Origin of the sequence: Bacillus sp. FSL E2-8868, assembly GCF_038005505.1 — a bacterium.
Lineage (GTDB): Bacteria > Bacillota > Bacilli > Bacillales > Bacillaceae_G > Bacillus_A > Bacillus_A mycoides.
Genome location: NZ_JBBOTI010000002.1, coordinates 475648 through 487793, shown reverse-complemented (window position 1 = coordinate 487793; position 12146 = coordinate 475648). Strand labels below are relative to the sequence as shown.

Below are 12146 nucleotides of genomic sequence, written 5' to 3'. Positions count from 1 at the left end.
GGATCAGAAATGAAAATTTTTGATTTCAGTGAAAAAGTGGGAGAGCATATATCAGCATTTCAATCTAACTTTATAATGTCAAAAATATTAAAACATCAAGGGAATATACATATCGGTTCTATGCATCTACAAGAGAATGGAATCATCGGATATCATGAAGCAGTTGTATCTCAACTGCTTCTTATTGTGGATGGTGAAGGATATGTATGCGGGGCAGATAAAGAAAAAGTGAAGGTAGAAGCTGGACAAGCTGTATTTTGGGAGAAGGGTGAGTTACATGAGACGAGTACGGAAAAGGGCTTGATGGCAATTGTTATGGAAGTGGAGAATCTTGAACAAGCGATAATAATGCCTATTATTCAAGGGGAGTTGTGAAAAATGATAATAAAGGCAAATCAAGAAGATACAAATGAAATATTAAAATATGCAGCTCAATCGCTTTTTGAAGGGACGAGAGGAAATTGTCAGTTAAGTACGGAGAAAGCGATTGAAATTACAGAGCCAATTATAGAAAAGGGAGCATATTATTTAGTCGTTAAAGAAGCAAATAAAGTAATGGGTTGGATATTAATAGGGGAAAATACTGATTATTTTTCTCGTGAAAAACTTGGATTTATATATGAGTTATACGTTTTCCCGGAATATCGCGGGAGAGGATTATCACGAGAATTGATGGAGGCTGGCATTAAGGAATTGAAGGAGAAGTATTCCGAAATTCGTTTGAATGTATTTGCTGGGAATTTTGCAAAAGAGATGTACGAAGATTTTGGGTTTGTTGAAAGACAGGTAATTATGACTTTGAAGTGAGAGAAATATTTCCGGCGGGAAGTGCTCTTGTTGAATTTAATTTATCTAATAGTTGGAATGCAGTTAAATAAGATTTTTTGAAAAAGATATAATAGGGGTGAAAATTGAGGGAAAGTAGCAAAAATTACTATAAATATGAAGAAAAAAACATGATAGCTTTGCAAGTATACGAAGCGGAAATTACGAAGATTAAGATCCCTGATTTTATCCTTATATCAGTATTTCATGATATAAATGTTACAGGTGAAATCATACTGGGTGGGTATGGTTATAAAATCCGTGCAGGTGAAGAATCAGGCTTTTCCGCAACAGCACCTAATGAATATGGTGGAGGATTCTCATTTAAATTAAAGAGAGAAGAGTGAGGATGGGATTAAAATGCGTAGAGTAACACGAATAGTAATATGTATTGCTGCAGTATTATTCATTACACTCGCTATGATAAATGGAGAAACGTGGAAAGATAAAATTGTTATTTCGCTAGCTGTTCTTATATTTACTGGGGTTTCACTAGTATGGAACTCAATTGTTATAAATATTATGGAGAAATTCAATAGAAAAAGGAGTAAATAAATGCGCCCTTTTAAACATATGAGAACTATATATTTAATAACAGTACCTATTATTGCATTACTTTCATTATTTTTTCCGCAGTCATTAGGGGATCATATTCTTACTTTTTTTTTGTACTTGTTTTTTGCGGATTAGCAATTGGATTTACATACATAATGGAATTTATTAGGGAAATAAAAACTGAAAGAGAGTGACTATGAAGCTTTTACAAGTGGGAACAGTAATAAAACCCAAAGGTGTAGATTTGTAAATCTTGAGAAGACGGATAAGGAGTAATAGGATGATAAAAATTGCAAGAATCGTAATGATAATAGCAATTGTAATAGTAATCATTGCAGGACTAATAGCTCCATTTTCGTTAAAAGAAAAGATAGTACATACACTAGGTATGGTCTTTTATGGTGCAATCGGGTTAGGTGGAATTACTTTATTAGATTACATTATTAAAAAGCAAAGAAAAGAGGAATAAATAAAAATTTTACCAAGTTGAAAAGTAGTTGGTGGGTTGTTCGCAAAATTCAAGAATATTTGGGAGAGGAATAAGAGAATGTTTAAATCGTCAAAAATTATTAAAATTGTTGGGTTTATAGCAATGGCTATTGCTAGTTTGTTTTTTCCTTTCGATTTAAAAGGGAAAATTATTACTTTCACTTTTATACTTGTATTGGGTGTAATGTCTCTTAGGACTACAAGCTTAGTAGAATATATAACTAATAAATTTAGAGAGAGATAGAAATAATTAGTTTGTTTAAGAAAGGAAGGATCTAATTTATTATAGGTATATCCTGCTAATAAATTAATTATGGTGAATCAAAAATTTAATAAGAAGATGGATAAGGGGCAGTAGGATGATGAAAATTGCGAAAATTGTAATGATTATAGGAGTTGTAATTTCAATCATTGTTGGACTAATGGGTCCATATTCAATTAAGGAAAAGGTAATATATACATTTAGTATGGTTTTCTGGGGAGCTATGGGGATCGGAGCTATTACTTTAATGGATTATATTAGCAGGAGGATAAATAAATGAAACTTGGATTGATGAGTATTTCTATAGAAGGAGAGTTACACGAGCATTTCTTTTCTATAAATTGAAATGAAGAAAAATAGATATTTCTGAGATTATTCTAAATATAGATGAATACAAATTCAGTTAATATGGCTATAAAGGTAGCTTGGACAAAGAAAAAGGAGTAACTGAATGTTAAAACAAGGAAGAATTATAATTATTATTGGCACATTAGTAACACTCATCGCGAGTTTTATGGTGCCTGCAGAAAATAAAACAAGATTAATAAATGTACTTGTAGTATTTTTATTTGGTGTAATAGCTGTGGGGTCTTCAGTTCTATTTGAACGAGTTTATCAAAAGATACATAAAAAGTGAAATGAATGAACTTTTTCCGATTGGAGCAGTATTGAAACTAAACGAAATAAAACAATCTTTATAATTATTGGTAGAATGCTTGAATCGGCAGATAAATGTAATTTTGACTATGTAGACAGCCAAACTAGCAATAGAAGTTCCGGTTAATAAGTAAGAAGTTGAATGAAATCTTTTCTTATATTAGATTTCACTCTAGTTATAGGAGATCATAATCTGATAGCAATAGGAGAAGTTGAACTAGGTTCATCTGGCTCTAGGGTGCAATTAGATGCTGAGACAGACGGTTACTTTGGAGAAGCATTTGGACTTGGAGGATTTATTAAAGTTGAAAAAACAAAGGAGGGAAGTTGAGATGGATCCAATTAAAATGGGGAAATATATTACATATGTTGCAGTCGCGATACTTCTTATATTTTCTATGTTATTGCCATATAGCCTATCTAAAAAGATTGCTCTTATTATTTTTGTTTTTATTTTAGGAGCTATTTCGTTGGGGGCCAATAAAGTGGTAGGACGAATACATAACAAATTTAAACAATAATAAAGTTTGAAAAAGGATAGGGATAATCCAATAATAATTAGGATAAGAAACGGTATTATATGTTGGAGATGGTTATGGACTAGGTGGTACCATTAAGTTTGAAGATTAAGAGAGGAGCATATTAATATGCAACCATTTAAGACTGGAAAATATATTACATATGTCGCAATTGCTATATTTCTTGTAGTCGCTATTATGTCTCCTTATGAATTACCTAAAAAGATTGGATTTATTATAGGTGTTCTTATTTTAGGAGCATGTGCCCTTGGTTCTAATAAACTTCACGAACGAACGTATAGTAAATTTAAACATAAATAAGGCTAATACAATAGGGGAAAATCATCATGATAATAGTACCTATTAAGAGTGATTTCAAGAGGAGTAACCCACACCGGTTTCTCTTTTTTTGTACAAATAATCTAGGGTTAACACCAGAATTCCCCTTATACTCTTTATCAGCTATCGGTGCATTTATTAGTATTGATAAAAATTGTTTCTATGAAGTGGATCAAATGAATTATATGATAGCGAAGGCAAAATCTCAAAATGATGTCGAGTATTTCCAAGGTAGTGCAGAAGCGCTAAAGGATGGCAGATTTAGTGCAAAGCTTAACGGAACTGTAATGACTTCCAAGCATACACTGTCTGATAAAACAAACTTTACATTCAAAGCGCTTACTGGCTCGGGTGAGATGAATCTACCTTACACTTTAAATTCTATTAAAGAAGACGTTTTGCAAAAAAATATGATAGGAATAAAATTGGAAGGTGCAGTTGCGGAAGAGTCTATTGTCTATAATTATAATTCACCCAAAGGTCTTGGTGAGAGTGTTACTTTCACTAGTAAACAAGGGACAGCTTCTTATGTACAGGGACTTGAGGGTTTTACTGCTAAGAGTGAAGTGATGGTCGCTGTACAAACGTACGAAGCTGAAGTTAGTAGAATTAAGATCCCTGATTTTATCCCTGGAATTGGTGACTATGATATCACCGTTAAAGGAGAATTAATACTTGGTGGATTTGGTTATAAAATCCGTGCAGGTCAAGAATTTGCTTTGTCCGCAGTAGCTCCTAACGGTTATGGTGGAGGATTTTCTTTTAAATTTCAGAAAGAAGAGTGATGATAACTTGAATATGCGTAAAGGTACAAAAATAATTATATGTACTGGTGGACTAATAATGATGATACTGTCAATGGTCGTACATGACACATGGAAAGATAGAATTGTAGTTGCTTTGGTTGCAATTTTATTTACTGTAATTTCCTTGGTGTGGAACTCTGTTGTTGTAAATATCATAGAAAAATTCAATAAGAAGAAGGAGAATAAATAACTATGAAACTTTTTCAAATTGGAACAGTTGTTAAACTAGAGGGTATAGAACACCTAATTATGATAATTGGAAGAATGGCTGTCTCGGCAGATAAACGTGATTTTGACTATGTAGGTGTTCCTTATCCTGTTGGATATTTAGGTGATGAAAAAGTGTTGGGATTTAATCATGGCAAGATTATAGAGGAAATGCATAGAGGGTATATGACTGAGAGTGAATTGATCCTACGTGAGAAATTAGTAGAATTGTAAAAAGAATGAAAAATACATATAGATTTTAAAAACATGATAGGGGAAAGATAATGAGAACTCTTGTAATCATAGGTATACTTATCCCTCCGGTATTACTGTGGAGTGCACCTGATATTCCTTTAAATGATAAACTGCTGTTTACAGGTTTACAACTAACTGTAGGATTCACCACAGTAGTAGTGTTAGAGATTATATTTAGAAATCGAAAAAGGAAGAGGGCAAAATAGAGATAGATTGTATGGAATAACAGCTGAAAATATGTAACATGTATGACTAATAGTTTTACTTGGGAGGTGGCCTACTGGTTGCCTCTTTTAACGTTACCCTCATGGTAATGGAGGGTTCATTTTTTCTTTGAAAAAGAGGAGCGAAGTTATGCTTAAATAAGGCAGATTTATGATTATTATTATTGGTACAATGGTACTTGTTATTGCAGGGTGGTTTTTCCCATTTAATTTATGGCAGAAATTATTTTTCAGTATTGCTATGATTGGCATTGGGATGTTGGCATATGGAAGTTCAGTATTATTTGACCGTTTAGCTAAAAAATTTACAAATAGAGGAGAATAAATACCTATGAAACTATCTCCAATTGGAACAGTAGTTAAACTAGAAGAGGTGAAACCAATCATTATGATTATTGAAAAAGGAGCAATCAAGCATGTTTTAAACAAGGGCGTATTTTATTGTGTATCTTTACCGCAGTGTTATTTTTTTCTTCCTTCTTCTTTCCGCAGCCAATGGGAAAAAGGGTTTTAACAGCTATTGTTGCTCTAATTATTGGTGGAGTAGGTATTGGAATTTCCTATTTATTAGAAAATTTCAGTAGCAAGTCGAAAAATATATCTAAATAAGAACAGAGAATAACGATAAAGCGTTCCTAATTGGTTCAGTTGTAAAGATAAAAGATTTAAATTGTTTTTTTATGTTATAGAAATTAACAAGAGTTAACAAGTAAATTCATAGTATATCATATAGTAACGACAAGCGGAGTACATGTGAATAGATATTAGTTATACGCAGAAGAGGCTACTTATAATAGGCAGCCTCTTCTGCGTGTATTATGCATTATTATCGATACATCGTCCACATTCCAATATCTTTAAACCCTAATCGCTTATAAATTCGTCCGGCAGCTGGATTGTTATAAAATAAGCAAAGCGTTCGGCCTTCATTTGTGAAGTCTTGAATCATTTTCTGTAATATGAGCGAAGCATATCCATTCCCGCGATGATTCGGATGTGTACAGACTCCAACAACCATAGCAGATAATGAATTTTCAGCGGATGTAGAGGCGGATGCGATGATTACACCGTCTTTTTCAATATAGTATGTACGTCCTGTTTTAGTTTCGATAGCTTGCCTTAACATTTTCTCTGATTCATTAGCAGTTGGGAATTCAGCGATGTTACTTCGTAATTTCATAATTCGTTCTATATCATCGAGTGAGGCAAGTTTGATTGTTTCATGAATTGGTGTGTTAGGTAAGTTGTTGTCATTTAGACATTCGCAAAAATACATTTCATTTTTGGCGCCTAGTTGTACACTTGGAGCAGTTTCAAATCTTTCTACAATAGTTGACTTACCAGAGAGTTTAAGCGGCTTATATGCGGAAAGAAGTGCCTCATAGTCAGTAACCACAAACTCTTCTTTACTATACGGTATAAATGTATCGTGAAAGCGAAGTAAAATCGATTTTAATGTTCCATTCTCTTTATATACGCCCCATAATTCTTGAAAATCTGTGTCATAACCGAAAGCTTCAATATCTCCAATAATAAACAAGTTAATGGCTGCTTCTTCTTTTAGGTAAGCGAATACTTGTTCATGATCTTTCTTTGTTAATTTTCGCATCATAACGAATCGACCTCTTTTTTTATTTTTCTAAATATTACAACTTAAGTTTTTTGAAATCAATATAAAATTTTATGTTTAGTTCACAAACTTTCGGAAAAACTAGGAAAGATATGACAAAGGAGGTTATGAACGGTGGATCATCCAATTCAAGGGTTAATGAAAGCAGCAATGGAAAATTTAAAAGAAATGGTTGATGTAAATACGATTGTTGGAGAGCCTGTTCAAACGGCTGACGGTGGTGTGGTGTTAACGGTTTCTAAAGTAGCGTTCGGTTTTGGAGCAGGAGGTTCTGATTTCCAAACGAATGATGGACAAAGAGCGAACGGTAACCCTGCATTTGGTGGCGGTAGCGCGGGTGGTGTTTCTATTACACCAGTAGCATTTCTAGTCGTGAATAAAGACGGGGTAAATATTCTTCATTTACAAAATGCGACACATTTAGCGGAAAAAATAATTGAATTAGCTCCACAAACAATTGATAAAATTCAATCGATGTTCCAAACAGATGAAAAGAAAGAGGGAAATCATCACCCTCAAAACCCAGATGAAATCCTTTAAAAACGCCTGCTCATAAGCAGGCGTTTTTTCTTGTAATCAGTATGTAATAAAACACATGAAATTGTAAATAGTTTTTGAAGTTTTTTCTATGTTTCTAAAATTTTTCATGTTAAAATATGCTATAGAATTGAAACATATAAAACGAAGGTGGCTAGGTGCTTTGTCTGGAGGATCTGACCAAGTAAACAATATGATATATATTAATGGTAATCGTCGGGGTCATTGTTTTATTACATCTGGAATTACGTTTAAAGAGTTTGCAAGTAACATCCCTTCACCGCTTCATCAAGTATTGCTTTTAAAGCATAATTTTGAGTGGACAGATTTTCATTATCATACTTTATTTGAATATGTTGAGGAAGAAAACATACATAAACTCATTCAAGCAGAGATTGATGAATTTGATGAATTTTGTTGGGTAGATTTCGATGATGCAAGCGATTTAGATGAGTTAGAGCCAAAAGAAATTGCAGAATTATTATATTTGGCTCACAAAAAAGAACCACTTGGAAGAACGTTCTTCCCATTGTTGAAGAATAGATTCGTTTATTTTTCACATGATGACGGTTGGTACAACAAAGTGTATTACCGTAGAATCGGTGATTTTGTAGGAATGCTGAGTAAAGTGATTCCATATAAACTCGGTTCGTTTGGAAAGAAACGTTTTACTTTCTTCCAAAAATCAAAAATTTTCCCAGCAATTTCAAAGGAAGTTATCCTTGGGCTTATGCCGTTAATGGAAGATGGATTATACATTGATTTAGCGGGGAAAATTGAGTCGAGAAGAGGTCTTGAAATTCCGGTATATGTAGTAGGATCATTCGAAAGTACGGATGAGGTACTAGATAATATCGATGAATTGAAAGCGGAAGCAACAGAAACGGGTTGGCTCATTTTTGATAAGAAAGAACAAGAGTGGCAATGGGTTGTAGACTAAGAAAACTTGGCGCATGAAGTCAAGTTTTCTTGTCTTTTGAAAGGAGAACAAATGAAGAAATATTATACAATTGTGGGTATTGTAAGTATTATTCTCGTGGCAATATTACTTATAACTTGTCCGAAAGAATCAGATTTTAAATTGTATTTAGAGGATAAGTATGCATTGAAATGTGACGAGAGTAGCTTTGAATGCACGCAAAATGTAGATGAAAAAAAAGAGAAATTACAGTTTGAAAGTATTGATGCACGAAATGGTGTTTTCTTTATGACTGTAAAGCAAACGTATAAAACAGAAGCTGGTGTTACGAAAGAATATAGCGGAGTAGGTATATTCGGTACATTTCTTTTTGTTTCAGAGAAGACTTTCTAGTAATAGAAGGTCTTTTTTTTATGCTTATGTTCATATAGATGAAGTAAGACAAGCATAGGAGGGGTATTGATGAAGAAGGGATGTATCGTTTGTGGTGGTGAGGAGTTTTTTTCTTCAACATTATATGCACGTACGAAACAAGATTGGGCATATGCGCCAAACATGTACCGATTTGAAAAGGTGTTTATTGAGCATAGAGATGAAGAAAATTATCCAGTTTTTCAAGAAATTACAGCGAAGCATTGTTGTGGATGCGGTCATATTATGTTGTATCACGAATGAACACACCAAGTATAACTTGGTGTGTTTTTTTTAAAACGCTGACAAAGCAAGCGGATAGAGTAAAGTAAATAAAACAGAAAAACTACCAAAACCAATTGCGGTATATCCAAGTGTTCTCGCTCCAAAATTGACAGCTAATAAGCCAACTAAAATAGCAAGGGAGCCGAGTGTAACAGGATAAAAAGCAATGGAGAATAACGAAAGAAATAATGCGACATAGCCGATCATTGCACCGGTATTTGTACCTTCTCTTTCATTTGCAATTTCTTTGCGCTCATGTCTAATCGGAATACCAGCCGGAGATATTTCAGCTGCATACTCTTCGTTTTTTTCACCACTTTTAAAATGATGATTTCTCTTTCTTCGCATGTACATCCCTCTCTTTCAATTGGGTGTATCTATAGTATCTTTCATAAGGAGCAGAACATGAGTATGAGTTAAACCCAAGTAAAGCAAAAATTGGAGAAAATAGATTCCGTTGTCATCCTGTTTATCCCGCTATTTGCCGTGCAGTAAGACCCCCGCCTCAAAATTCGGCTGGAGCAAAGAAGTTAGATGGGAGGCGGGCTGCCAGTGAAAGCCCGATTGCTCAAATAATAATCAGTGGGGGACGAACAAACACTCCCACTGATTAAAGTTTCACTTTATCTCCTTATGAAGATAAACAGGGATTTTGGAACATGATGTAGAATGAAATGAATGATAATACGTGAAGGTAGGGGAATGTATGGCGAAGTTTAATTGGCATGAATCGGCAGAGAAAAAATGGGATAACAATGCAGAGTTTTGGAATCAAAATAGTCAAGAAATGTGGGATAGCGGGAGCAGGATTACAATCATTCCATTTTTTGAGCAGTACGTGGAAAAGGAAGTACAAGTGTTAGATGTTGGCTGTGGTGATGGGTATGGTACATATAAATTAAGTCTTACTGGCTACAAAGCGGTTGGGGTGGACTTATCGGAAGTTATGATTCAAAAGGGTAAGGAGCGCGGAGAAGACCCAAACTTATCTTTTATAAAAGGTGATCTTTCTTCATTACCATTTGAAAATGAGAAATTTGAAGCAATTATGGCAATTAATTCTTTAGAATGGACCGAGGAGCCGTTGCGAGCATTAAATGAAATAAAGCGTGTTTTAAAGAAAGATGGATACGCATGTATTGCAATTTTAGGACCGACAGCAAAACCGAGAGAAAATAGTTATCCTCGCCTATACGGCAAAGACGTTGTTTGCAATACGATGATGCCTTGGGAATTTGAACAGTTAGCAAAAGAACAAGGATTTGAAGTTGTAGATGGTACCGGCGTATATAAGCGCGGAGTAAATGAGAAGATGTTAGGTCAGCTACCTACAGAGTTACAACAAGCGTTAACATTTTTATGGGTATTTATGTTAAAAAACGTATAACAAAATTGAAGGGTTTTAGGAGGTAAATAAGTGCAGAAAATACAAAAAACTGATACAATATCATCAGAATCAATTAAAGGGGGACTAGGGTATATGACAACTACTACAACAGTTAAATCTGATATTGAAATCGCACAAGAAGCAAGTATGAAGAAGATTCAAGAAATTGCAGCTAATTTAAATATTTTAGAAGAAGAACTAGAGCCATACGGACATTATAAAGGCAAGTTATCTCTTGATATTTTTAAGCGTTTACAAGATGAGAAAGACGGTAAAGTTGTTTTAGTAACAGCGATTAACCCAACTCCAGCAGGAGAAGGTAAATCAACAGTAACAGTTGGTTTAGGTCAAGCTTTTAATAAAATTGGTAAGAAAACAGTAATTGCACTTCGCGAACCATCTCTTGGACCAACAATGGGATTAAAAGGCGGAGCAGCAGGTGGTGGTTATTCTCAAGTAGTACCAATGGAAGATATTAACCTTCACTTTACTGGAGATATTCATGCGATTACAACTGCCAATAACGCATTAGCGGCGTTCATTGATAATCATATCCAACAAGGAAACACACTTGGAATTGATACGCGTAAAATCGTTTGGAAACGCTGTGTTGACTTAAATGATCGTGCCCTTCGTAATGTAGTAATTGGCCTTGGTGGACCGGTTCAAGGTGTACCACGTGAAGATGGCTTTGATATTACAGTAGCATCTGAAATTATGGCCGTATTCTGCCTTGCAACAGATATTCAAGATTTAAAATCACGTCTATCTCGCATTGTTGTCGCTTATAATTTTTCAAATCAACCTGTAACAGTTAAAGATTTAGGAGTAGAAGGAGCGTTAACACTTCTATTAAAAGATGCATTAAAACCGAACTTAGTACAAACATTAGAAAATACACCAGCTATCATTCATGGCGGACCATTTGCGAATATCGCTCACGGTTGTAACAGTGTTATCGCTACGACAATGGCAGCAAAATTAGGTGATTATGTTATTACAGAAGCTGGATTCGGTGCAGATTTAGGTGCCGAGAAGTTTTTAGATATTAAAGCACGTGCAGCTGGTATTAAACCAGAAGCGGTAGTTATTGTTGCGACTATTCGTGCGCTTAAAATGCACGGTGGTGTGGCGAGAGATCAATTAAAAGAAGAAAATGTAGATGCGTTAGCAAAAGGTATGGAGAACTTACAGAAGCATGTTGAAACAATTCAAAGCTTCGGTGTTCCTTTCGTAATTGCCATTAACAAATTCATTACTGATACAGATGCAGAAGTTGCATACTTACAAGAATGGTGCAATGAGCGTGGCTATGCAGTATCCTTAACAGAAGTTTGGGAGAAAGGTGGCCAAGGCGGAGTTGACCTTGCTGAGAAAGTGTTAAAAGAAATTGAAAAAGGTGAAAACAACTACGCACCACTTTATGAATTAGAATTACCATTAGAAGAAAAAATTCGTACAATTGCTCAAAAAGTGTACGGCGCAAAAGATATTGAATTTGCTCCGAAAGCACGTAAGCAATTAGCTCAATATGAGGGAGAAGGTTGGAGTAACCTACCGATTTGTATGGCGAAAACACAATACTCTCTTTCAGATGATGCAACAAAATTAGGTCGCCCATCTGACTTTATCGTTACAATTCGTGAATTAAAACCATCTATCGGTGCAGGGTTTATCGTTGCGTTAACAGGAACAATGTTAACAATGCCAGGCCTTCCAAAACAGCCAGCTGCGCTGCAAATGGATGTAAATGAAGATGGAAAAGCAGTAGGTTTATTCTAAAAGGTTGTAATTCATCTCGTTTATCTGTAAACTATATATACATCAAGTGGCGCCTTTC

Annotated in this window: 24 protein-coding genes and 1 pseudogene; 23 read left to right on the top strand and 2 right to left on the bottom strand. The window is 34.7% G+C overall.

Annotated features, from left to right (window positions below):
* Positions 1-9: 9 nt before the first annotated feature.
* From NSS74_RS13475 to NSS74_RS13395, 17 genes and pseudogenes are all read left to right on the top strand, one after another.
* Positions 10-375, top strand: a complete 366-nt coding sequence (locus NSS74_RS13475; RefSeq protein ID WP_061675482.1) for a cupin domain-containing protein — start codon at positions 10-12, stop codon at positions 373-375.
* Positions 376-378: 3 nt separating this feature from the next.
* Positions 379-807 (top strand): GNAT family N-acetyltransferase, encoded by a 429-nt coding sequence (locus tag NSS74_RS13470; RefSeq protein WP_061675483.1) that lies wholly within the window; start codon positions 379-381, stop codon positions 805-807.
* 149 nt (positions 808-956) lie between these two features.
* A complete protein-coding gene (locus NSS74_RS13465) occupies positions 957-1172 on the top strand; it encodes a hypothetical protein (protein WP_061675523.1) in 216 nt (71 codons plus the stop codon).
* Between the two features lie 13 nt (positions 1173-1185).
* On the top strand, positions 1186-1380 hold the full coding sequence (locus NSS74_RS13460; protein WP_061675484.1) for a hypothetical protein: 195 nt from the start codon (positions 1186-1188) through the stop codon (positions 1378-1380).
* Positions 1381-1574: pseudogene (locus tag NSS74_RS13455) on the top strand (hypothetical protein).
* Between the two features lie 86 nt (positions 1575-1660).
* Positions 1661-1849: a hypothetical protein gene (locus NSS74_RS13450; protein WP_061675486.1), complete on the top strand. Its 189-nt coding sequence runs from the start codon at positions 1661-1663 to the stop codon at positions 1847-1849.
* Positions 1850-2231: 382 nt separating this feature from the next.
* Positions 2232-2411, top strand: coding sequence for a hypothetical protein (locus NSS74_RS13445; RefSeq protein WP_061675524.1), 180 nt, complete (start codon positions 2232-2234; stop codon positions 2409-2411).
* Positions 2412-2582: 171 nt separating this feature from the next.
* Positions 2583-2768 (top strand): hypothetical protein, encoded by a 186-nt coding sequence (locus NSS74_RS13440; protein WP_061675488.1) that lies wholly within the window; start codon positions 2583-2585, stop codon positions 2766-2768.
* Between the two features lie 162 nt (positions 2769-2930).
* Positions 2931-3119, top strand: a complete 189-nt coding sequence (locus NSS74_RS13435; protein ID WP_061675489.1) for a hypothetical protein — start codon at positions 2931-2933, stop codon at positions 3117-3119.
* 1 nt (position 3120) lies between these two features.
* A complete protein-coding gene (locus NSS74_RS13430; protein ID WP_061675490.1) occupies positions 3121-3309 on the top strand; it encodes a hypothetical protein in 189 nt (62 codons plus the stop codon).
* 126 nt (positions 3310-3435) lie between these two features.
* Positions 3436-3627 carry a hypothetical protein gene (locus NSS74_RS13425; protein WP_061675491.1) on the top strand — a complete coding sequence of 64 codons (192 nt, stop codon included), beginning with the start codon at positions 3436-3438 and terminating at the stop codon, positions 3625-3627.
* 26 nt (positions 3628-3653) lie between these two features.
* Complete coding sequence (locus tag NSS74_RS13420; protein WP_061689838.1) at positions 3654-4430, top strand: hypothetical protein; 777 nt, start codon at positions 3654-3656, stop codon at positions 4428-4430.
* A gap of 58 nt (positions 4431-4488) precedes the next feature.
* Entirely contained in the window at positions 4489-4641 is a 153-nt protein-coding gene (locus NSS74_RS13415; protein ID WP_235707023.1) for a hypothetical protein, read from the top strand.
* Between the two features lie 2 nt (positions 4642-4643).
* Positions 4644-4892, top strand: coding sequence for a DUF4176 domain-containing protein (locus NSS74_RS13410; RefSeq protein ID WP_340813775.1), 249 nt, complete (start codon positions 4644-4646; stop codon positions 4890-4892).
* A 50-nt stretch (positions 4893-4942) separates the two neighbouring features.
* The gene (locus NSS74_RS13405; RefSeq protein WP_172796676.1) at positions 4943-5119 is read left to right on the top strand and encodes a hypothetical protein; all 177 of its coding nucleotides are present in this window, start codon (positions 4943-4945) and stop codon (positions 5117-5119) included.
* Between the two features lie 169 nt (positions 5120-5288).
* The gene (locus NSS74_RS13400; RefSeq protein WP_154696156.1) at positions 5289-5462 is read left to right on the top strand and encodes a hypothetical protein; all 174 of its coding nucleotides are present in this window, start codon (positions 5289-5291) and stop codon (positions 5460-5462) included.
* A 6-nt stretch (positions 5463-5468) separates the two neighbouring features.
* Positions 5469-5651 carry a hypothetical protein gene (locus NSS74_RS13395; RefSeq protein WP_061675493.1) on the top strand — a complete coding sequence of 61 codons (183 nt, stop codon included), beginning with the start codon at positions 5469-5471 and terminating at the stop codon, positions 5649-5651.
* A gap of 312 nt (positions 5652-5963) precedes the next feature.
* On the opposite strand, the gene NSS74_RS13390 is transcribed toward NSS74_RS13395, so the two are convergent.
* The gene (locus NSS74_RS13390; protein ID WP_061689839.1) at positions 5964-6749 is read right to left on the bottom strand and encodes a GNAT family N-acetyltransferase; all 786 of its coding nucleotides are present in this window, start codon (positions 6747-6749) and stop codon (positions 5964-5966) included.
* A 132-nt stretch (positions 6750-6881) separates the two neighbouring features.
* Between NSS74_RS13390 and ytfJ the strand changes: the two genes are divergently transcribed.
* From ytfJ to NSS74_RS13370, 4 genes are all read left to right on the top strand, one after another.
* On the top strand, positions 6882-7307 hold the full coding sequence (gene ytfJ / locus NSS74_RS13385; protein ID WP_002127061.1) for a GerW family sporulation protein: 426 nt from the start codon (positions 6882-6884) through the stop codon (positions 7305-7307).
* 160 nt (positions 7308-7467) lie between these two features.
* Positions 7468-8244: a hypothetical protein gene (locus NSS74_RS13380; RefSeq protein ID WP_002085994.1), complete on the top strand. Its 777-nt coding sequence runs from the start codon at positions 7468-7470 to the stop codon at positions 8242-8244.
* Positions 8245-8295: 51 nt separating this feature from the next.
* Positions 8296-8616, top strand: coding sequence for a hypothetical protein (locus NSS74_RS13375; RefSeq protein ID WP_002118741.1), 321 nt, complete (start codon positions 8296-8298; stop codon positions 8614-8616).
* A gap of 69 nt (positions 8617-8685) precedes the next feature.
* Positions 8686-8898: a hypothetical protein gene (locus tag NSS74_RS13370; protein WP_002012518.1), complete on the top strand. Its 213-nt coding sequence runs from the start codon at positions 8686-8688 to the stop codon at positions 8896-8898.
* A gap of 30 nt (positions 8899-8928) precedes the next feature.
* Here NSS74_RS13370 and NSS74_RS13365 read toward each other — a convergent pair whose 3' ends face one another.
* Positions 8929-9267, bottom strand: coding sequence for a permease (locus NSS74_RS13365; RefSeq protein ID WP_340813772.1), 339 nt, complete (start codon positions 9265-9267; stop codon positions 8929-8931).
* A gap of 358 nt (positions 9268-9625) precedes the next feature.
* Here NSS74_RS13365 and NSS74_RS13360 point away from each other — a divergent pair, with 358 nt between their 5' ends.
* Together NSS74_RS13360 and NSS74_RS13355 are read left to right on the top strand one after the other, a co-directional pair.
* Positions 9626-10306: a class I SAM-dependent methyltransferase gene (locus NSS74_RS13360; protein WP_340813770.1), complete on the top strand. Its 681-nt coding sequence runs from the start codon at positions 9626-9628 to the stop codon at positions 10304-10306.
* 93 nt (positions 10307-10399) lie between these two features.
* On the top strand, positions 10400-12088 hold the full coding sequence (locus NSS74_RS13355) for a formate--tetrahydrofolate ligase (RefSeq protein WP_002031556.1): 1689 nt from the start codon (positions 10400-10402) through the stop codon (positions 12086-12088).
* Positions 12089-12146 lie beyond the last annotated feature (58 nt).